Raw genomic sequence first — 21541 nt, forward strand, 5'->3', positions numbered from 1 at the left:
GATCGTCGTGATCTGAGTATCTTTCAAATTGGATTGCGTTATATTGATCGTCAACTTCTCAACTCGCTTCCATTTCGGATTTTGCTATGTTCTTACTGTTGATTTTTCAAACTGTCAGGTGGCTAGAACTTTGCCTGACATCAGGATATGCTCGTCCTGCCTATGATTGCGCCAGGCACTTGAATGAAAACGGAACCGAGTTCAACCCTGAAAACAAAACCGCCCAAGATAACAGCGCTTTGCAAAGTTTCCTGCCCAGCCGCAAACAAATCGCTGAACTGCGCTTCGGCTACCCCACCAGTCTGACCAGGGAAACCGGCGCAAAAGGCTTTCTGGATGACGCAGTCCAAGCCAGCTACCCAGACAACCTGCTGGCTGAATTTGCCGCCACCGGTGATTCAAAACTGCTGCCAAACCGGCTGCTGATTCCCTGGTTTTTTCAAGCAAGCTATACCTACAGCATTCAGGTTGCCACTCCCACGGCTTTTCCCGTGGTGGACTTACCTGCCGATATTCCTGTCGGGGCAGTCGTCATGGATGCATTATCCAACATTCCATCCATCGCACGCCAGAAATTTCCGCTGACCCGCGACCTGAACACCAACGAGGCCATCTTTCACTGTCTCTCAGGGAAAACCAACTATGAATATCTCCAGATTACAGATACCGTTCTGGCGACCGGCACCCTGGAATGTCATTACTTGGGCGGTGTAGTGAAAATCCCATTAGGGGTTTATGCTCTGGAACAAAATCGTCTGACCTTTTGGGGCCTGGGGGTGTTGGAGGATGGCTCCGCGCTTGATTACCTGGCGGTGCGCGCTGAGAGGCGCTTGACGGCCTTGATCCCGAACTATCAATTCGAATATAAAACCAACCGCCTCGCCAACCAGGAAATCGTTCTCTCACTCGGGCATCCCCAGGAAAAATACTTGCGGGCTTTGAATACCCAGAATTTTGCCGCATATATCGATGCCTGGTATGCCGACGAACAACGGCTGGCCGAATTACTCCAATTTATTGAAACCGGCACTCCGCCAGGTGATGGTTTCATCTTCCCGTTTGATCTTGGGATTGGCAGCAAACAATAAAGACAAGGAGAGCCAAAATCATGCGTTACACCATTCTATCCATTTTCCTGCTTTCATTGATCGCTGGATGCGCGCCGGTGGCCCAGCCAGCCGAGCCTGGAACACAGTTTCCACCAGCGCCAGCCACATCCACGTTCGTGCCTGTCCAGCCCACCCAGACAGCGATTCCAACCGTTGTCCCAACGCCCAGTTATCCACTTACGCGCAACGACCCCTTACCCTCGAACTTGCAGCTTATCACCATGGAAAATGCTGCAGATCTGATCCCGGTCGCCAACCTGGATACCGCATCCATTTCCGATGTGTTCGTGACCGACAGCGGGGATAAAATCATCCTGCTGACTTCTTTTGGGTATCAAGTGCTGGATAGGACCACTTTTCTGGCTGAAAAATACCAGCCGCTGAGCGGAATCATTTTTGGGCTTGCATTCTCACCCGACGGGAGTCGAGCTGTCCATTTTGTGCCGGGCAACCCCAAATTGTTTGATCTTTCGTTGAAGGTTACAGACGCGAAGAGCGGAAAGACCCTCTGCGTTTATAACGCCGAGCCAATCTCCCCGTCCGGTAACATTCCCGCCCCGATAACCATTCAATCCGACGGTTCCATAACTTATCTTATCAGCGGCAGCAGAAATCAAATGTGGCGGTGGGATGCTGATTGCCGGGCGACTTTGAACGATAAATCCGCAGGTAATGTGTTAACCATGTCGGAGGACGGGAAGCTGGCGGCTGTGGGTGAGGGTAACGAAATTTTCGTTTTTTCAACCAGTGGAGGTCCGCGAAAACGCCTGGCCGAAATCAGCAATCCGCGCGGCGTGTATTTTCTGCCAGACGGCAAATCCATCTTGATCACATCCAAGGCTGGTAACGCCATCTACGACCTGGCCAGCGGCGAAGAGACACATGATTTTCCCGGCAATATGGGCGATTACTATGCGCGCTACAAACTGAGCCAGGACGGTGAGTGGGTGGTCATCAACGCCTATAAACAAAACCGCGCCCTGCGCCTGAGCGACACCGCCCTGTTTACCCTGCCTGGTGAGATACCTACCAGCCGTTTGGAGACCGGTTATCTCGTTACCAACGATATGATTTGGGACATTGAAAAGCAGGGCAAAATCGCCAGCCTAAAAAATTACGCGGAGGTCATCATTTCTGCGGATGGGACACGCGCCGCCGCCAGTTCGGTGAACGAGCCGCGTTCTATTGACATTCTCGATCTTGCCAACGGCGGTAAGCCTCTGTTCTCCATTTCTGATTACAGCAAATTGATCGCACTGCCAGATAGGAACGGTTTCATCGCTGCCAATCAGGAAAAAACCGCATTTTTCAATTTCACCAACGATCAGCCACTGAAGGTGATCGATCTTTTCTACATGGATGGGTTGGCGCTTGAAAACGGCGATGTTCTCGTGTGGGATCAACTGGGGGCCATTCACCAGATCGACCCCGTAAATCACAGCTTGATGCGTTCCACCCAGCTGCCATTTGTGCTGCCTGAGGCTTCGCCCCAAAACCTCGCTCCCGCCTGGGCGCAGGGGTGGGAACACCCTTTCGAGGATTTCCTGGCCGGGTTTATGACCCCGCGTTGGAGCCAGTGGGTCGTTTCGCACAACCGTCAAATCGGCCTGCGCGAGGTCGAGCGGGGTGTGGTTCAGTTTTTCACCATGCAGGAGAACAGCCAGGCCTGGCAGCAAGTCTCTGCTCAAGATGTGATTAAAACCCTTACCCCTGGCGATGTTTATGAGATGACCTTCAGCCCGGATGACCGCCTGGCGGCGGGGGTTTTTGAGAAAAAAGTGGTGATTTGGGACGCTCTTACCGGCGCTGAACAGCTTTCCATCCCGCTGCCTGCAACACCCGGTGCTGTTCACGATTTTGAGTTTACCCCCGATGGAAGCAAAATCCTATTAAGTCATGAAAGAAACACCAGGGATTATTCCGTTGGCATCCACACCGACGCCAGCCTGCGAGTTTTTGACGTGCAAACCGGTCGGTTGCTGAAGTTCTTCGAACTGAAACAAGACTTTCGCAAATCGGGCTGCAATATCGGCCTGCCGTTCGTCATCAGCTCTGACAGCGCTCAGGTAATCACCATCACGGATAACTGCCGCCTGGGGATTTTCGACGCTGCAACGTGGGAATTGAAAAAGGAATTTCACGACCCCTTTAAGGACGCGAATATCGATCTGGCATTTTCACCTGACAGCCGTTTGCTGGCGGTGGCCTACCAGAATAAGCTTGAACTTTGGGATTGGTCAGCTGGAGAATTGGTCAAGAGCTACTCTAACCCGGCTCTGCGCATCTACCCGCCGCACCGCGACGCCGAGTTAGGCTATATGTATCAGGCAGCTTTCTCACCAGATGGCAGGCTGATTGGTACGCGCTTCAGCGGTGAGGCAGGTATGGGATACAACTCGATCGTTACACTGTGGGGTGTGCCGTAAGCGAATGCGCCTGGGGTGGGGCTCCGTTTTCTGTAGGAATACCGTTTTGTTCTGAGAGGACACGGGCGATTTTGGCCCGTGCCCTCAAATAACGAGGGCGTGCCCTCAAATTACGAGAGCGCGCCCCTACCTTGATTCACTACTTCATCGAACGCACCAGCTTGTGCGGCGGGGTGGATTGACTTTCCCTCGCCTTTCAGGCAGAATCAAACCCGATGAAGCTGGATGCGCGCTTATTACGACAGGCCCGCGCGGCGGCGGGGCTTTTGATGCTGGCCGTGGGGCTGGGGTTGGCGGGCGGCCTGTTTGCCATTGGGCAGGCGCAGATCTTGAGCCGCGTCATCAACGGCCTGCACCTGGGCGGGTGGGATTCCGCGCAGGCCTGGGCAGCGCTGAAGCTGATGGCAGTGGTGATTGTGGGCCGCGGGCTGACCACCTATGGGGGTGAATGGGCAGCTTCGGCTGCGGCCTTGCGCATTAAACGCAATTTGCGCCAGATGCTGGCCGAGAAAATTTTGGGAGGCGGGCCGCTGGGCCTGGACCGCGAGGAAAGCGGTGAACTGGCCGCGGCTGCGGTGGAGGGGGTGGAGGCGGTGGAGGCCTACTTCAGCCAATACCTGCCGCAGATCGCCCTGGCGGCCTTGATCCCCACGGCGATTTTGGTGGTGGTGTTCCCCCTGGACGCGCTCAGCGGGCTGGTGCTGCTGCTGACCGCGCCGCTGATCCCCATTTTCATGGTGCTGATCGGGGGGGCTTCGGCGGCGGTGACGCGCAAACAATGGAGCACCCTGGCGCGTCTGAGCGCCTTTTTTTTGGACACCCTGCAAGGCCTAACCACCTTAAAGATGCTGAACCAGAGCCTGCGCCAGGCTGAGCGCATTGAGGGGGCCAGCCAACGTTACCGCAAGGCCACCCTGGAAGTGCTGCGGGTGACCTTTTTATCGGCGCTGGTGCTGGAGCTGGTATCCACCCTCAGCACGGCGGTGGTGGCGGTGCAGATTGGGCTGCGGCTGCTGTACGGGTTGATGGGTTTTGAACAGGCTTTCTTCATCCTGGTGATCGCACCGGAATTTTACCTGCCGCTGCGCAACTTGGGGCTGCGCTTTCACGCGGCTATGAACGGGGCGGCGGCTGCCCAACGCATTTTCGGCATCCTGGAAAAACCGGAAATGAGCGAGCCGCAGTTGAGCGCGGGGGGCGAAGAAGCCCCTCTGGCCGCTGCGCCGCGGATTGAATTCCGCGGGGTCAGCGCGCGTTACGCGGGACGGACCGAAGCGGCGCTGCGCGAGGTGAATTTGACCCTTCCGGCGGGCAAGGTGACGGCCCTGACGGGGCACAGCGGGGCGGGCAAGAGCACCCTGGCGCGGCTGCTGCTGCGCTTCGCGGCGGCGGAGGCGGGGGAGATCTGGGTGGATGGGCGGCCGCTGGGCTCGTTGGCGTTGGGAACCTGGCGGCGCTCGGTCAGTTGGGTGCCGCAGCACCCGGCCCTGTTTGCGGGGACGCTGGCGGAAAACATCCGCCTGGGGAACCCGCAGGCCGCCGAGGACGCGGTGCGGCGGGCGGCGCAGCAGGCGGGGATGGACGAATTTTTGGCGCGCCTGCCGTTGGGCCTGGAAACGCGCATCGGGGAAGACGGGGCGCGGCTGAGCGGGGGACAGGCGCAGCGCGTGGCCTTGGCGCGGGCCTTTTTGATGGATGCGCCCGTGGTGATTCTGGATGAACCCGGCGCGCATCTGGACCCGGAGCTGGAAGAGACGTTGACCGCGGCCACCCGCAGGCTTTTGCAGGGGCGCACGGTCTTGGTGATCGCCCACCGGCTGGCGACGGTACTGGGGGCGGATCAGGTGGTGTGGATGGAGGCCGGGCGGGCAGCGGAATGCGGCAGCCCGCATGCGCTGATGCAAAGCGGCGGGGCCTTTGCCGCGTGGGCGGGCAGCCTGGGGGGGCAGGCATGAGGGCGCGCACCTTGCGGCAGCTTTTGGGGCTGATGCGGCCGTTCGCGGGCTGGGTGGCGCTTTCGGTGGCATTGGGCAGCGCCACGGTGGTGAGCGCAATGGGGCTGCTGGGCACTTCGGCCCATCTGATCGCCGCGGCGGCTTTGCAGCCCTCGGTGGCGGAGCTGCAAGTGGCGATTGTGGGGGTGCGCTTCTTCGGCATCACCCGCGGGGTTTTCCGCTATCTGGAACGGCTGGTGTCGCACGGGGTGAATCTGCGCCTGCTGGCCGCGCTGCGCACGCGGCTGTACCGTTCGCTGGAACCGCTGGCCCCGGCGGGGCTGGGGCAGGTGCAGAGCGGGGATCTGCTGTCGCGAGCGGTGGGGGATATTGAGACTCTGGAAAATTTCTTCGTGCGCGGGTTGGCGCCGGTGCTGACCGCCGCGGTGGTGACTTTGGGGGCGGCGGTGTTTGTGGGGCGTTATGACGCTTCCCTGGGCAGCGTGCTGGTGATCGGCCTGGCGCTGAGCGGTGTGGGGGTGCCCTGGCTGGCGCGCCGGTTGCAGGCGGCGGCTGGGCGGCAGGTGGTGGATGCGCGCGCGGACTACCGCACGTCCTGGGTGGAAACCCTGCAAGGCCTGGGCGATCTGCTGGCCTTTGGACGCGGGGCTGACCGGCTGGAGCTGTTGACGGCAGCCCAGGCGCGGCTGGAGGCTCATCAGCGGCGGTTGGCCGAGGGCAACGCGCGCATGAACGCGGTGAATTTGATGATCAACCAGTTCACCCTGTGGGCGGTGCTGGCGGCGGCTTTGCCTTTGATGGCCGCGGGGCGGCTGGATGGAATCGGTCTGGCGGTGCTCTCGCTGGTGACCCTGGCCAGTTTTGAGGCGGTGCTGCCTCTGGGCACGGCGGCGCAGCAGTTGGAAAGCAGCTTGCGGGCGGGGGAACGGGTGTTCGCCTTGGAGCAGGTGCCTCCGGTGGTGCCCGACCCGGCGCAGCCAACTGCGCCCGCCCTGGGAGCGGATTTGAGCCTGCGCGGCCTGAGCTTTCGCTACCCCGACAGCGCTGAGTGGGCGCTGCGCGAGGTGAGCCTGGAGCTGCCGCTGGGCAGGTGTATTGCCGTGGTGGGGGCCAGCGGATCGGGCAAGACCAGCCTGCTGCGCCTGCTGCTGCGCTTGTGGGATGCGCCGCCGGGACAAATTTTTTGGAACGGGAGCGAATTTCACGCCTACCGCGCCGAGGATGTGCGCCGGCTGTTCAGCGTGGTCACTCAGGATACCTACCTGTTCAGCGCCAGTGTGCGGCAGAATTTGCTGCTGGCGCGCCCGGGGGCCAGCGAAGCGGAACTGCTGGAGGCGGTGCGGCAGGCGCGTTTGGAACCGTGGCTGGCGGGCCTGCCGGAGGGCCTGGATACCTGGATCGGCGAGCATGGGCGGCAGATGAGTGGGGGCGAGCGCCAACGGCTGGCGGTGTGCCGGGCGATTCTGCGCGACGCGCCGGTGTGGCTGCTGGATGAACCCACCGCGCACCTGGACGTGGAAAACGAACGCGCGCTGATTGAGACGGTGATGGAACGCACCCAGGGTAAGAGCCTGGTGTGGGTGACTCACCGCCTGACGGGGCTGGAACACATAGATGAGATCCTGGTGCTGGACGGTGGGCGGCTGGCGGAGCGGGGGACAGCGGCGGCGCTGGAGGCGGCAGGGGGACTGTACGCGCGCACGGCAGCCGTTCAGCGGGCGAGTTTTCCAACCGAAGAGGGAACCTTTTCAGACGGCGAACCGTCTTAACCCCGAAGCGCCCGCCCGTTGCCAGGGCGCTTAAGGAGCCAGAAGATGATCCGCCGAATAATTGCAGCTTTGTTTGTGAGCGTGATGGGGATTTTGGCGGCTGTCCAGCCGGTGCTGGCCGATGGGATCGTCATCCCCGACCCCGTGCCCTGCCCGGTGGAGGGCTGCCCGCCGTGGCCTCACCCGCGGCCCATGTCCCAGTTGGTGATCCGCTATCACCACGTAGACGTCAAGATTGATCAGCAAATTGCCGTGACCCATGTGGATCAGGTATTTTACAACCCCAACGCCCAGGCGGTGGAGGGGACTTACGTGTTTCCGCTGCCCGCGGACGCAGCGGTGAGCGATTTCACGCTGTGGATTGACGGCAAACCGGCCAAGGGCACCGTGCTCAACGCCGAGGCCGCGCGGGCGAAGTATGAGGAAATTGTGCGCACGCTGAAAGACCCGGCGCTGCTGGAATATGTGGGCCGGGGGGCGATTCAGGCCAGCATCTTCCCCATTCCACCCCAGGGCGAACGGCGCATTGAGCTGGAATACACCCAGGCGCTGACGGCCAGCGGCGGGCTGGTGCAGTACCGTTACCCGCTGAACACCGAGAAATTCTCCATGCAGCCGCTGGAAAGCGTGCGCATCCGCGTGGAGGTGAATTCCTCCCAGGCGGTGCGGGCGGTGTATTCCCCCAGCCACCCGGTGGAGGTGATTCGCAGCGGCGAGCGGGCTTTCAGCGCCAGCTATGAGGCCCAGCAGGTGACGCCGGATACGGATTTCACCCTGTCGTACTCGGTGGGCGAGAGTGAGGCCTTTCACCTCTTAACCTACCGCGACCCGCTGAACGCGGATGACCCGGACGGATTCTTCCTGCTGCTGCTGGCCCCCAAACCGGATGCAGCCGCGGAGCGGGTGAATAAAGATGTGCTGCTGGTGCTGGACCGTTCCGGCAGCATGGAAGGGGAGAAGTTCACCCAGGCACAGCAGGCAGCCCGCTTAATATTGAAGAATCTCAATGAGGGAGACCGCTTCTATTTGCAGGCTTTCAGCAGCGGGATTGAGTCCTTTGCTCCAGGGCTGCGGCCTGCCAGCCAGGCGAAAGAGGCCCTGGCGTGGGTGGATGGGCTGAGCGCGCTGGGCAGCACCGATATCCACCGCTCCCTGCTGGAAGCGGCCGCGGTGACCGACCCCGAACGGCCCACGTATTTGATTTTCATGACGGATGGGCTGCCCACGGAAGGCGTGCAGGACAGCCAGAAGATTTTGGATGACTTTGGCCGCGCGGCCCCCAAGAATCTGCGCATGTTCACCTTCGGAGTGGGGTATGACGTGGATACCATCCTGCTGGACAGCCTGGCGCAGGAGCACCACGGCTTATCCACCTACGTGCAGCCGGGGGAGGCGCTGGATGAGGCCCTTTCCAACTTTTATGCGCGCATCAGCACGCCGGTGATGACGGATCTGAGCCTGGATTTTGGCGGGATGCGCGTGTATGACCTGTACCCGAACCCGCTGCCGGACCTGTTTGCGGGGACGCAGGTGGTGCTGGTGGGGCGTTACCGCGAGGGCGGACTCACCAACGTGCGCCTGGCGGGCAAGGTCAATGGGCGGGAGCAGGTGCTGCGTTTTGACGAGCAGGAATTCGCCGCCGACAGCCGCGGGGAGATGAACGATCTGCCGCGCCTGTGGGCCACGCGCAAGATCGGCTACTTGCTGAACCAGATTCGCCTGAAAGGGCCGGACGCTGAGACGATTGACCAGATTGTGCGCATCAGCGTGCGCTACGGCATCGTGACCCCCTACACGTCTTACCTGGTGACCGAGGATCAGCCGGTGTTGGGGGCGCAAAGCCAGGAGCGCATCGCCGCCGAGCAGTTTGAGAGCATGCAGGCCGCGCCGGCGCCGGAGGCTTATGGGGCCGATGCGGTGAACAAGGCCGCAGGGGCAGGGGCGATGAGCCAGGCGGATCAGGCGCAGGAGATGGAAGGCGAGGCAGCCGAGCGCGTGCGCGCGGTGTGGCCGCGCACCTTTGTGCTGCAGGACGGCGTGTGGACGGATACGGCTTTTGACCCGCAGCAGATGCGCACGCAGAAAGTCAGCTTCCTCTCCACGGCGTATTTTCAACTGGCCGACGCCCGCGCGGATGTAGCCGCGGCGCTGGCTTTGGGCGAACGCGTGATTGTGGTGGTGGATGGGCAGGCATATGAGGTGACGGCGGAGGGCAGCAAGGCCACGCCGGAGAGCATGCCCCCGGCGCGAGGAACGGAGTTTGATCTGCCGGAGACGGTCAGCCCTGGCGGTTTACAGCCGCAGGAGGGCAAGACCCCGAACATACCGCCTGCCCCAAAGGCGGAGCCTTCGCGGACGGTGGAGCCGGTTTCGGGAGCTGTGCCGCAGCCCTCACCCGTGTGTGTGGGCGGGCTGCTGCCGCTGGCGCTGGTGGGTCTGTGGCTGGCGTTCCGGCGGCCCGGCTAGACAGGCTCAGTTAAACTAAAACGAAACGATGCCCTCAGTCTTTGCGGCTGAGGGCATCCGCGATTAATTCGGCGGTTAAATGCCCCTGGCGCAGGATGGGCAGGTGCGGCTGGGTGCAGTCCACCACCGTGGACGGCACGCCGCCGGGGGTTGGACCGCCGTCCAGGAGCAGGTCCAGGCGGCCGTCCAACTGGTCTAGCACATCCTGGGCGGTGAGGGGGTTGGGCTGACCCGAGAGATTGGCCGAGGTGGTGGCCAGGGGGCCGGCGGCGGCCAGCAGGGCGCGCGCGGCGGCGTGATCGGGCATGCGCACGCCCACGGTGGGCAGGGGCGAGAGGTTTGCGGGCAGCTCGGGGCGGGCGGCGACCACCAGGGTGAGGGCGCCGGGCCAAAAGCGCTGTGCCAGGGTTTGAGCCTGGGGGGGAAATTCGGCGGCGACTTCATCCAACTGTTCCAGTGCGCCGATGAGCACGGCGATGGCTTTGTTGAAGTCGCGCCCTTTAGCCAGGAACAGGCGCTCGATGGCCTGGGAATCGCGCATGGGCGCCCCCAGACCGTAAACGGTATCGGTGGGGAAGGCCACCAGGCCGCCGTTTTTCAGCACGTGCAGGGCGGCAGGCAGAGCTTCGGGTGAATCGATGGGCAGGCAGCGGGTAGTGGGCATGGCTCCGTCCTAGGGGGTATGGATCAGGGAGGAAGAGAAAATGGCGGTGGGAATCATCGCTTCTCCCGACGGGAATCAAGTTTGAATCGAGAGCAGGCGCGGCAGCCCGGCCAGGTCGGTGTGGACTGCGGACTGCGCCAGAGGAAAGCAGCGCCGGGCCAGAGCGAGGGCGGACTCGGGCTGCTCGGCTTCAATTTCCAGCAGGATCAGGGCGGCAGGGGCCAGGCAGCGGGCGGCCTGAGTGAGCAGGGTATGGATGAGGTCGAGCCCATCCGCGCCGCCGTCCAGGGCCAGCCGCGGCTCGTGCTGGGTCACACGCAAGTCGGCCAGCTTGTGGGTGGGGATGTAGGGCAGGTTGGCGCACAGCAAATCCAGGCGGTCCGAAACGGCGGAGAGAAGGTCAGATTGGAGCCAATGGATGCGTTCGCTCACTTGCCAGCGTTGGGCATTCTGCCGCGCGATATTGAGGGCGGCGGCGGAGCGGTCCACAGCCAGGAGGGAGAGATCGGGAATGTGGTGAGCGAGGGTGACGGCGATGCATCCGGAGCCGGTGCCGACATCCGCGGCACGGCGGCGGGCGGGGTGGGCGCGCAGCCAGGCGAGGGCCAGTTCCACGAGCAGCTCGGTTTCAGGCCGAGGGATGAGCACCTGGGGGCTGACGGCGAATTCCAGACCGAAAAACTCCTGACGGCCGGTGAGGTAGGGCAGCGGAAAACCAGCCTGCAAGGCGCACAGGCTGGTTTCGAGAAGGTTGATTTGGTCTGCTTCCAGGGTCTGGTCGCTGTGGGCGATGACCCAGGGGCGGGATTTTTGCAGCACATGGGCCAGCAGCACCTGGGCTTCGAGGGCCGGTTGGTCAGCGGTGTGAGATAGTCTCTGGCGGGCTTGCGCCAGCCATTCCGCCAGGCTAGTCATCGTCGCTTTCGCCCACCGCCGACATGCGGTCGGATTCTTCGCGCATGGAAAGCTCGTCAATGAACAGGTCTAAATCTCCGTTGAGAACACCGACGATGTTATAAGAAGACAGGTTCACGCGGTGATCGGTGACGCGGGACTGGGGGTAGTTATAGGTGCGGATTTTTTCAGAGCGTTCGCCGGTGCCGACTTGGGAGCGGCGTGAGGCTTCGCGTTCGGACATGCGCTTTTGTTCTTCGATTTCGTACAGGCGGGCGCGCAGAATGCTGAGAGCGCGCAGACGGTTTTGCAGCTGCGAGCGTTCGTCCTGGCAGGCGACCACCATGCCGGTAGGGATGTGGGTGATACGCACGGCGGTGGAGTTCTTCTGCACGTTCTGCCCGCCAGCCCCTGCAGAACGATAGACATCAACTTTGATATCCGATTCTGGAATTTGAATATCGACTTCTTCCACTTCGGCTAACACGGCCACTGTGACGGTGGAAGTGTGGATACGGCCGGAGGCCTCGGTGGCGGGGACGCGCTGCACGCGGTGGACTCCGGATTCAAATTTGAGGCGGGAGTAGGCGCCTTTGCCTTTGACCAGGAAGATGATCTCTTTGTAGCCGCCGATACCGGTTTCGCTTTCGGAGAGGACTTCGATGGACCACTTGCGCTGTTCAGCGTAATGGATATACATGCGGTACAGGTCCGCGGCAAAGAGCGCGGCCTCGTCGCCGCCCGTTCCGGCGCGGATTTCCACGATGACGTTGCGGTCGTCGCGCGGATCTTTGGGCAGCAGCATGGCTTTAATTTCTTTTTCCAACTGGGCAATGGCCGGGACAAGTTCTTCAATTTCGGCGGCGGCCAGGGTGCGCATGTCTTCGTCGTCAGTATCTTGCAGGGCGCGGGCGTCCTCCAGGCTTTGCAGTGATTGGCGGTATTGGCGCGCTTTGAGCACCACGGGTTCCAGTTCCAGGCGTTCTTTGTTTAGTTCCGAAACGCGCTGATAATCGGAGGCAACTTCCTCCATGAGGCGGTCAATTTCTTGGTAGCGGGCTTCGATTAAGGCGAGTTTTTCCAGCATAGAGTCCTTTTATTCAGGTGCGCCGGCGGTTTTGAGAGGATAGTGACGGCGCAAAACCGTGAGATCGCTGAGAAAGCGAGAGATTTATGTATAGACTTCACAGGCTTTGAATTATACCAGAAGCCCAAAGATTTGCTAAAATGGAGTGGAGCGGCAAACCTTGCCGATGTTTCCAACGTTGACGCAATTCAAGCTGAGGGATGAGGCCGGGAGGGTGATTTTTTCCTCCACGGAGCGGCCAAAAGGGTGACCGCACCTGTGAAAAATTGCACGACAGACGGTGACAATCAGGTATGGCGTTTTGCTGCGCCGCGACCTACACTGGTACGGGGTACAAGCATTCAAGCATTGATTTCATTCGGAAAGGGAGAACCTGCGCATGAATCCAGTATCACTTTCGCAGCTGCAGTTTGCTGTGACCACCGTGTACCACTTTTTCTTTGTGCCGCTGACGCTGGGGCTTTCGGTGTTGGTGGCGATTATGGAAACGCTGTACGTGCGAACGGGCAGCGAAGTGTACAAACGGATGGTCAAATTCTGGGGAAAATTGTTCATCATCAACTTTGCCATGGGCGTGGTCACCGGCATTGTGCAAGAGTTCCAGTTCGGCATGAACTGGGCGGATTATTCCCGCTTTGTGGGGGATATCTTCGGCGCACCGCTGGCCATTGAGGCCTTGCTGGCTTTCTTCTTGGAATCCACCTTCCTGGGGATTTGGATTTTTGGCTGGGAAAAACTGTCCAAGAAGGCCCATCTGGCAGCGATCTGGCTGGTGGCGATTGGCTCCAACCTTTCGGCGCTGTGGATTTTGATCGCCAACTCGTTTATGCAGTCGCCGGTGGGTTTTACGGTGGAAAATGGGCGGGCGGTGATGAACGATTTTGGGGCGCTGGTGTTTAACCCCTATGTGTGGCTGCAATTCCCGCACACGGTGCTTTCGGGTTTCACCACGGCAGCTTTCTTTGTGATGGGCATCAGCGTGTATCATCTGCTGCGCCGCAAAGAAGAAGGGGTATTCTCGCGTTCGTTTCGTCTGGCGTCCATTTTTGGGGCGGTGTCCATTCTGCTGGTGATCTTTGTGGGCCATTCTCAGGCGCAGCGCATGGTGCAGGTGCAGCCGATGAAGATGGCGGCGGCAGAGGCCTTGTGGGAAAGCGCAGACCCGGCCCCGTTCTCTTTATTCAGCGCCATTGACCAGGCGGGCGGGCGGAATGTGGTGGATATTCGTATCCCGCGGGTGCTGAGCCTGCTGAGCTACAACCGCCTGGACGGCGAGGTGCGCGGGATTTTGGATTTGCAGGCGGAGTACGAAGCCAAATACGGCCCGGGGTACTATGTGCCTTCGGTGTTTATGGCCTATTGGACTTTCCGCGTGATGGTGGGGGCGGGTTTCTTGATGTTCTTCCTGGCGGCCTACGCCCTGTATTGGGTCATGCGCAAACGCCCGCTGGGTGAGGTGAAATTCCTGGGGGTGTTCGGCCTGGCGATGGCGCTGCCTTACCTGGCCAACACGGCCGGGTGGCTGCTGACCGAGATGGGCCGTCAGCCGTGGGTGGTGTATGGGTATATGAAGACAGCAGACGCGGTTTCACCGACTTTGACAGCGGGCATGGTGCTGACCAGCCTGATTGGTTTCACGCTGGTGTACGCGGTGTTGATGGCGGCGGATGTGTACCTGTTGGCGAAGTATGCCAAGGCAGGGCCGGCCCCTGAGGTGAAAAAGCAGCACCCGGTTAAAGAAGAAGCGTACTGGGAATAAAGGAGCCTGGACATGGACCTTAACACTTTGTGGTTTATTCTGATTGCTGTCCTGTACATCGGCTATTTTGTGCTGGAGGGCTTTGATTTTGGCGTGGGGATTTTGATGCCGTTCTTGGCCAAGGATGACCGCCGCCGCCGTATGATCATCAACACCATCGGACCGCACTGGGATGGAAATGAAGTCTGGCTGCTGACGGCAGGCGGGGCGACTTTTGCTGCTTTTCCGGGATGGTACGCGTCGCTGTTCAGCGGGTTCTACCTGCCGCTCTTTCTAATTTTGATTGCGTTGATCTTCCGCGGGGTGGCGTTTGAATTCCGCAGCAAAGATGAAAACCCGCGCTGGCGCAGTTTTTGGGATTGGGCCATCTTTGCAGGCAGCCTGGTTCCGGCCCTGCTGTGGGGCGTGGCGTTTGCGAATTTTGTCCGCGGTGTGCCGATTGACGCCGCGCAAAACTATGTGGGCGGTTTTTGGAATTTACTCAACCCCTTTGCGCTGCTGGGCGGCCTGGTATCGCTGTTGGGGTTCATCCTGCACGGGGCCATCTTCCTGACGCTGAAGACCGAAGGGGAGCTTGCAGATAAGGCGCGCAAGGCGGCCTGGCGGGTGTGGCCGTTCTCGCTGGCGGTGCTTGTGGCCTACACGGCGGCAGCTTACTTTGCGACCGATATTTTGACCAAGCTGGGGATCAACCCCGGCCCCGTGCCGATTGGGGCGGTACTGGCGCTGGCAGCGGCTGGCTGGTTCATCCGGCAGAAGATGGACGGCTGGGCGTTTGTGATGACCGCGATCACGGTGGTGTTCTCGATGGCGACCATTTTCATGAGCCTGTTCCCGCGGGTAATGGTTTCTAGCCTGGGGGCGGATTTGAGCCTGACGGTGTACAACACGGCTTCCAGTCCGTACACACTGACCGTGATGAGCATTGTGGCGCTGATCTTTGTGCCGGTGGTGCTGATTTATCAGGGTTGGTCTTATTGGGTGTTCCGGAAGCGGGTGACCACCAAGACGGAATTGGAATACTAGGCGCTGCGCCGTACTTTGACCCATAACTCAGCGGCCTGCCCCACCCAGGGCAGGCCGTTTGCTTCGGCATGACCGGAAACTGTCAGGGCTTTCTTAAAGTCCAACAATGAGGGCTAAAGCCTTAGCTGGGCAAGCATTGAACACACGGCGAGCATGGGCATGATTAACAAAGCCCTGATGATTAATCAAGCCGATAACCAAATTATTGATTGTTGCCATCACGCGTCCCAGGCTTTTGGCAGTGATGCGGGTTTGATCCTCCTGATAGGTGACATCGCGGCGGTAATGCAGACCATTTTCAATGCCCCATTCACTGCGGATAATTTTCAGTAACCGTTTGGGGCAGGCCTTTCGGGCGGTCAGACTGGTTAGCCCGTACTGCACTTGTGTTTCTACCAGCCCGGTAGACAGGTAGGTAAAGCGACGTTCCAGTTTGAAAACTTGCTCCACATGCGGCCAATCCAAATAATCATTCAATAGGCTGCTGACCTGAATAGTACGTTCTTCAATGCGCCCAGCTTGCTTTTCGGTGGTTTTTGCAGTGCGGAAATTCATCGGCGGACAGCCAAAACCGGGGCGAGATTTCTCCGGTGCGAATAACCGTTCGATGGCTTCACGCGTATTGGGCTGATTATCCTTGACGATCCAGACAAAATCACCTTCGGCCGCCACAATTTGGATCGATAACTGTCTTTGCGTGTGCATCGCATCCCCAATGACCACTTTTTGACGCAAATCCAGGCATTCCAAGAGCTTTGGGGCGACCACAATCTCGTTTTCCTTGTCCTTTTCTACCACCATCTGCATCAAGACGATCCCTTCCCCAGGCAGATAGGCTGCCAACAGATGTAAGCCAAAGGGATCTTCCAACGTTATCGTCCCACGCACGGTTTTGCCATCGATGGCAATGACCGTGTCCTGCCCTTTGCGAGGCAGTTGGCTTAGATACTCCCCCACCACTCGTTCCAATTCTTCTGCGTCAATTTCATCCGTCAATACGCGCCGATACGTGCTGTGGTGCGGTAAACGCATGTGCCTTAGCTGCAATGCTGCAATCAAATACTCGCTCTGCTGTTGCACCCAATCGGCGATCCCATAGATTTTGTTCTGCCCACACAGTTTCGCGAGAATGAATAAGACCAGGATGATCTCCAACCGATAGCGCATCCCTCGCCGTTTTCGCCCATCTTTTACCCTCTGTAAATACGCCATCAAATGCCTTACATCAATGATTTTCCCTTCCGCCTGTTCCGTTTGGCTGCCTTCTGTGCTAGACTCCATTTTGACCTTCCTCGGTGCTTGTTGGTGTAGGAACCTACAATTTACCGGTGAAGGTCGCTTTTTTCAACCCTTTTCCGACTTTAAGAAAGGCGTGCGGAAACTGTTAGGAGAACTTTACCAAAAGGAGTGAATGGCTTACAATAGTATGATCAACCTATCCCTTCAGGAGGAAGAACATGTGTGATTGCTGTGAACGTAAGGTCGTGACTGCTGAAAAAGCTCCCAAAGCCATTGGGCCGTATTCGGTGGGGGTGCGCGCTGGTCACCTGGTCTTCACCGCTGGGCAGATTGGGTTAGACCCGGTCAGCGGCGCGGTGGTGGAAGGCGGTGTGCAGGCTGAGACGCGGCAGGCATTGACGAACCTGAAGGCCATCCTGGAAGCGGCTGGGACGACCCTTGAAAATGTGGTGAAGACCACCGTATTTTTGCGGGACATGAACGATTTCGCGGCGATGAACGCCGTCTACGCTGAGTTTTTCACCGCCGACGCCCCCGCTCGCTCCGCGGTGCAGGTGGCGGCACTGCCGAAGGGCGTGGCCGTGGAAGTTGAGGCTGTGGCAATTGTGCCGTGCAAAGACGAGGGCGGCTGCTGCTGCAAGTAAGCGGCGATGCGGCCGATTGCCGGGATCTCGGCGGGCCGTTTCCTTCCGAATGAAGACTTTCCGATCCCCCCAAACCGTTATGGGGATAGATCTTCTGAACCATCTGGCTTTAACCTGCGTGCTATACAACGCGGGTTAAGGCCGGTTTTTTAAGGCACGGACGGGGTGCGAATGCCAACCGTTTCGGTGATTATTCCATGTTACAATGAAGAAGCCACCATTCGGCTGCTCTTGGAGGCTCTGCTTCAGCAGACCTTTCCGCAGGCAGAAATGGAAGTGATCCTGGCGGACGGCCTATCCACTGACCAGACGCGCGCGATTGTGAACGCGTTTGCGTCCGAATATCCTGAGATGCATTTGCGCGTGGTCGATAACCCCCGGCGGAACATTCCGGCGGCGTTAAATTGCGCGCTGGCGGCGGCACAGGGTGAGGTGATTGTGCGTTTGGATGCACATTCCCGTCCGGCGCCGGATTATGTGGAACGCTCGGTGACGGCGGTGCGCGCCGGGATCGGACAGAATGTGGGCGGGGTGTGGGAGATTGCGCCCGGAGGGCCGAGCTGGACAGCGCGGGCGATTGCAGCCGCCGCGGCGCATAAGCTGGGCGTGGGGGATGCGCGCTACCGCTACACCACCCAGGCCGGAGCGGTGGATACGGTCCCTTTTGGGGCTTTCTACCGCGCTTATGCGGAAGAAATTGGGCGTTTTGATGAAACGCTGCTGACGAACGAAGATTACGAGTTTAACACCCGCATTCGCCTGCGCGGCGGGGTGGTGTGGCTGGATCCACAAATCCGCTCGGTGTATTTTGCGCGGGCAACCCTGGGGGGGCTGGCGCGCCAGTATTGGCGCTACGGTTATTGGAAGTACCGCATGCTGCGGCGCTACCCCAAAACCTTGCGGTGGCGGCAGGCGCTGCCGCCGTTATTTGTCCTGAGTGTTCTGGTACTGAGTGTTTTATCGCTGTTTTGGGCTTTGGCCCGCTGGATGCTACTTTTGGAGGTTGGAATCTATCTCCTTGCGCTGTTGGCCGGGGCGGTGCCCACGGCGGTTCGGAAACGGGACTTCAAAATGCTGTTGGGAGTTCCGTTAGCGATTGCGACCATGCATTTTGCCTGGGGGGGCGGTTTTTTGGCAAGCGTGGTACGCGGGCAGCGCGAGGCGTAGAGACGCTATGAGCACCGTGAAACATACGAACAAGCCGTTTTTGTGGCGACTGCCCCCAGCGGAACGGCGGGTCGTGTTGATCCTGGGTGATCTGGTGGTCAGCGGCCTGGCGCTGCTGATCTCGTTGTATTTCTGGGGCGCGCGCGATAACTGGCTGGATTTCTCGCTGACCTTCTTGCTTGAACGACCGCCGTTTTGGTTCTACCTGCTGCCGGTGGGTTGGTTTTTGCTGTTGGTGGAGCTGTATGATTTGCGGCGGGCGGGGCGGCGCAAGGATACCCTGGCGGGGGTGGCGCTGGCGGCGCTGGCTGGATTGGGGGTGTATCTGCTGGTCTTCTTTCTTTCCCCCAAAGGCTCCCTGCCGCGTTTCAGCGTGGCGGTGTTCATCATTGCCGAGACTGTGCTGACCCTGGTCTGGCGCTTCACCTATATCAGTGTTTTTTCTGCGCCGCAGTTTCTGCGGCGGGTTTTGATTGTGGGGGCTGGCCGCGCGGGGTCGACACTGGCCGCGGTGATCAAAGAGATTTGGCCGCCGCCCTTTTATTTGACCGGCTTGATTGACGACGACCCGCAGAAGATTGGCACGGAGGTTGCGAAAGTTCCCGTGTTGGGGGGCAGCCGCGACCTGATGCGGATTGTGCAGGAGCAGCAGATCACCGATCTGATTCTGGCCATTTCGGGGGAGATGAAGGAAGATCTGTTCGAGGCTTTAATCAACGCCGAAGAAAAAGGCCTGACAGTTAAGACCATGCCGATTGTGTATGAGGAGCTGTTGGGGCGCGTACCTATCTTCCTGCTGCAATCCGACTGGATTTTGCGCTCGTTCTTTGACCATGTGCACGCCAGCGAGTTTTATGAAGCGCTGAAGCGCCTGCTGGATATCGTGGGCTCGCTGGTGGGCGGGTTGTTCTTCCTGCTGTTTTTGCCCGTGGGGGCGCTGGCAATTTTGCTGGATGACGGCTTCCCGATCTTTTACACCCAGGAACGCCTGGGGAAGAGCGGGGATGTGTATAAGATTATCAAATTCCGCACCATGCGCAAAGATGCAGAGCGCGACGGCCGGGCGCGCATGGCCACGGAGAACGATCAGCGTGTGACCTGGGTGGGGCGCATTATGCGCAAGAGTCATCTGGATGAGCTGCCGCAGTTTATCAACGTGCTGCGCGGAGACATGAGCCTGGTGGGGCCGCGCGCCGAACGCCCAGAGTTGGTGGATGAACTGCAGGAGCATGTGCCCTTTTACCGGGCGCGGCTGCTGGTGAAACCGGGACTGACCGGATGGGCGCAGGTGAATTTTGGATATGCTTCGAATGTGGCCGATACGGGCGTGAAGTTGGAATATGATTTGTATTACATTAAGCACCGCAACCTGCTGCTGGACTTTTTAATTCTGGTGCGGACGGTCGGCACGGTGATTGGACTGCGAGGTCAATAGTTCCCCATGAAAGCCCAACCGAATGTACGCAATCGTTATGTGCTGTTGGGGGATCTGGTGCTCATCATCATCTCCGTTTTGGGCAGTTATGTGCTGCGCTTGGAACTGGGCGCGCAATTTTTCCAATACCTGCCCAGCGCTTACTGGCTGGCAGGGTTGGCGCTGGTTATCAAACCGGTGGTGTACCATTTCTTTGGCCTGTACCGGCGCTTGTGGCTGTACGCCAGCGTGCAGGAATTAAAACTGATCCTGGCGGCGGTGACGGCAGCCTCGGTGTTGGTTTCGATGGCCATCACCAGCCTGTTTGCGATGGGCTTTTTCGTTGGTTTTCCCCGCTCAGTATTGGTGATTGATTGGCTGCTTTCCATCTTGATGGTGGGAGGCTTGCGCTTCACCTTGCGGCTGCTGGCGGAAAACCGCATTTTAGCCTCGGTGGCCGGGCGCAGCGCGCACACGCGGCATGTGCTGGTGGTGGGCGCGGGCGATGCGGGGGCGCTGGTGGTGCGCGAATTGCAGAAGAACCCGCAGCTCAATATGGCCGCGGTGGGTTTTTTGGATGATAACCCTTCGAAAAAAGGACAGCAAATTTACGGTTTGCAGGTGTTTGGTCCGCTGACCGATCTGGAGCAAACCCTGGATTCGCGCCATGTGGATGAGGTGATTATCGCCATCCCCAGCGCTCCGGGGCGGGTGGTGCGTTTGGTGGCGGATGTGTGCCGCCTGAAGGGGGTTCCTTTCCGCACCATGCCGGGAATTTATGAACTGTTGGGCGGTAAGGTGAGCATCAGCCGCCTGCGCGAAGTGGATATTACCGACTTGCTGCGGCGGGAGCCGGCCCATTTGCAGGATGAGCTGGTGGGGGCTACGCTGGGGGGACGGGTGGTGCTGGTGACGGGTGCGGGAGGCTCTATCGGCAGCGAGCTGTGCCGTCAGATCGCACGCTGGGGGCCGTCGGAACTGCTGCTGCTGGGACACGGCGAAAACAGCATTTTTGAGGCGCTGATGGAGCTTCAGGAAAGCTTCCCTGGGCTGCACGCACGGCCGGTGATTGCGGATGTGCGCGACCTGGAACGGCTGAAGACGGTTTTCGCCCGCTATCGGCCGGAGGTGGTCTTTCACGCTGCGGCCCATAAGCATGTGCCCATGATGGAAGTCAACGTGGAAGAGGCGGTGACCAACAACATCCTGGGGACGTTCAACGTGGTGCAGGCGGCACTGCTGTACAATGTGGACCGCATGGTGATGATTTCCACGGATAAGGCCATTCGCCCCATCAACGTGATGGGGGCCACCAAGCGAGTGGCGGAAATGGCCGTGTTGGATGCGGCGCAGCGCTCCGGGCGTAGTTTCTCGGTGGTGCGTTTTGGCAATGTGCTGGGCAGCCGCGGGAGCGTGGTGCCCTCGTTTAAACGGCAAATTGCGCGCGGCGGGCCGGTGACCATCACCCACCCGGATATGAAGCGCTACTTTATGACCATCCCCGAAGCGGTGCATTTGGTGCTGCAGGCCAGCACGCTGGGGGAAGGCGGCGAGACCTTTGTGCTGAATATGGGCCAGCAGGTGCGCATTATGGACCTGGCTGAAGACTTGATCCGTCTTTCAGGTTTGGAACCAGGGCGGGACATTGAGGTGGTTTTCACCGGCATTCGCCCAGGCGAAAAACTGAGCGAAGACCTGTGGGATGAGGGACAAACCTTCTCCAAGACCCAACACCCCGATATTTTCCGTCTGGACGGGCAGGAAAGTCTGTACGGGCCGCAGCTGCGCGCGGCGGTGGACGAACTGGTGCGGTTGGCGCGCGAAGGTGACTCAACCTCGATCATCCACCTGCTGGACGAATTGATCCCTGAATCGGCGGTGCAGGCGACCCCACCCCCGCCGGAAATGACCTCGATTTAACC

The 21541-nt window shown here is 59.6% G+C and carries 15 protein-coding genes; 11 read left to right on the forward strand and 4 right to left on the reverse strand.

Annotation, left to right across the window (positions count from 1 at the left end; translation table 11 throughout):
- The first annotated feature begins 179 nt into the window (after positions 1 to 179).
- The 5 genes from ADN01_RS02330 (at position 180) to ADN01_RS02350 (ending at position 9725) form a co-directional block, all read left to right on the forward strand.
- Positions 180 to 1088: a hypothetical protein gene (locus ADN01_RS02330; RefSeq protein ID WP_062418718.1), complete on the forward strand. Its 909-nt coding sequence runs from the start codon at positions 180 to 182 to the stop codon at positions 1086 to 1088.
- Positions 1089 to 1108: 20 nt separating this feature from the next.
- On the forward strand, positions 1109 to 3535 hold the full coding sequence (locus ADN01_RS02335; RefSeq protein WP_147239069.1) for a WD40 repeat domain-containing protein: 2427 nt from the start codon (positions 1109 to 1111) through the stop codon (positions 3533 to 3535).
- Between the two features lie 215 nt (positions 3536 to 3750).
- Complete coding sequence (gene cydD, locus ADN01_RS02340) at positions 3751 to 5490, forward strand: thiol reductant ABC exporter subunit CydD (protein ID WP_062418716.1); 1740 nt, start codon at positions 3751 to 3753, stop codon at positions 5488 to 5490.
- Positions 5487 to 7259 (forward strand): thiol reductant ABC exporter subunit CydC, encoded by a 1773-nt coding sequence (gene cydC, locus ADN01_RS02345; RefSeq protein WP_062418715.1) that lies wholly within the window; start codon positions 5487 to 5489, stop codon positions 7257 to 7259. The genes cydD and cydC overlap by 4 nt, the downstream gene beginning before the upstream one ends.
- 45 nt (positions 7260 to 7304) lie before the next feature.
- Entirely contained in the window at positions 7305 to 9725 is a 2421-nt protein-coding gene (locus ADN01_RS02350) for a VIT domain-containing protein (protein WP_062418714.1), read from the forward strand.
- Positions 9726 to 9759: 34 nt separating this feature from the next.
- Here ADN01_RS02350 and ADN01_RS02355 read toward each other — a convergent pair whose 3' ends face one another.
- From ADN01_RS02355 to prfA, 3 genes are all read right to left on the reverse strand, one after another.
- The gene (locus ADN01_RS02355; RefSeq protein ID WP_062418713.1) at positions 9760 to 10389 is read right to left on the reverse strand and encodes an L-threonylcarbamoyladenylate synthase; all 630 of its coding nucleotides are present in this window, start codon (positions 10387 to 10389) and stop codon (positions 9760 to 9762) included.
- Positions 10390 to 10464: 75 nt separating this feature from the next.
- Positions 10465 to 11304 (reverse strand): peptide chain release factor N(5)-glutamine methyltransferase, encoded by an 840-nt coding sequence (gene prmC / locus ADN01_RS02360; RefSeq protein WP_062418712.1) that lies wholly within the window; start codon positions 11302 to 11304, stop codon positions 10465 to 10467.
- Entirely contained in the window at positions 11297 to 12370 is a 1074-nt protein-coding gene (prfA, locus tag ADN01_RS02365) for a peptide chain release factor 1 (protein ID WP_062418711.1), read from the reverse strand. Before prfA ends, prmC begins: the two co-directional genes overlap by 8 nt.
- A 379-nt stretch (positions 12371 to 12749) precedes the next feature.
- Between prfA and ADN01_RS02370 the strand changes: the two genes are divergently transcribed.
- On the forward strand, positions 12750 to 14129 hold the full coding sequence (locus ADN01_RS02370) for a cytochrome ubiquinol oxidase subunit I (RefSeq protein WP_062418710.1): 1380 nt from the start codon (positions 12750 to 12752) through the stop codon (positions 14127 to 14129).
- Between the two features lie 12 nt (positions 14130 to 14141).
- Complete coding sequence (gene cydB / locus ADN01_RS02375) at positions 14142 to 15155, forward strand: cytochrome d ubiquinol oxidase subunit II (RefSeq protein ID WP_062418709.1); 1014 nt, start codon at positions 14142 to 14144, stop codon at positions 15153 to 15155.
- 93 nt (positions 15156 to 15248) lie between these two features.
- On the opposite strand, the gene ADN01_RS02380 is transcribed toward cydB, so the two are convergent.
- On the reverse strand, positions 15249 to 16436 hold the full coding sequence (locus tag ADN01_RS02380; RefSeq protein WP_075070901.1) for an ISAs1 family transposase: 1188 nt from the start codon (positions 16434 to 16436) through the stop codon (positions 15249 to 15251).
- 176 nt (positions 16437 to 16612) lie between these two features.
- Here ADN01_RS02380 and ADN01_RS02385 point away from each other — a divergent pair, with 176 nt between their 5' ends.
- The 4 genes from ADN01_RS02385 to ADN01_RS02400 all read left to right on the forward strand — a co-directional run bounded on the left by ADN01_RS02385 (position 16613) and on the right by ADN01_RS02400 (position 21539).
- A complete protein-coding gene (locus ADN01_RS02385; RefSeq protein WP_062418707.1) occupies positions 16613 to 17038 on the forward strand; it encodes a RidA family protein in 426 nt (141 codons plus the stop codon).
- Positions 17039 to 17209: 171 nt separating this feature from the next.
- A complete protein-coding gene (locus ADN01_RS02390; RefSeq protein ID WP_062418706.1) occupies positions 17210 to 18205 on the forward strand; it encodes a glycosyltransferase family 2 protein in 996 nt (331 codons plus the stop codon).
- A gap of 7 nt (positions 18206 to 18212) precedes the next feature.
- A complete protein-coding gene (locus ADN01_RS02395) occupies positions 18213 to 19640 on the forward strand; it encodes a sugar transferase (protein ID WP_062418705.1) in 1428 nt (475 codons plus the stop codon).
- 6 nt (positions 19641 to 19646) lie between these two features.
- Entirely contained in the window at positions 19647 to 21539 is a 1893-nt protein-coding gene (locus ADN01_RS02400; protein WP_062418704.1) for a polysaccharide biosynthesis protein, read from the forward strand.
- Positions 21540 to 21541 lie beyond the last annotated feature (2 nt).

The sequence above is a fragment of the Levilinea saccharolytica genome, assembly GCF_001306035.1.
GTDB lineage: Bacteria > Chloroflexota > Anaerolineae > Anaerolineales > Anaerolineaceae > Levilinea > Levilinea saccharolytica.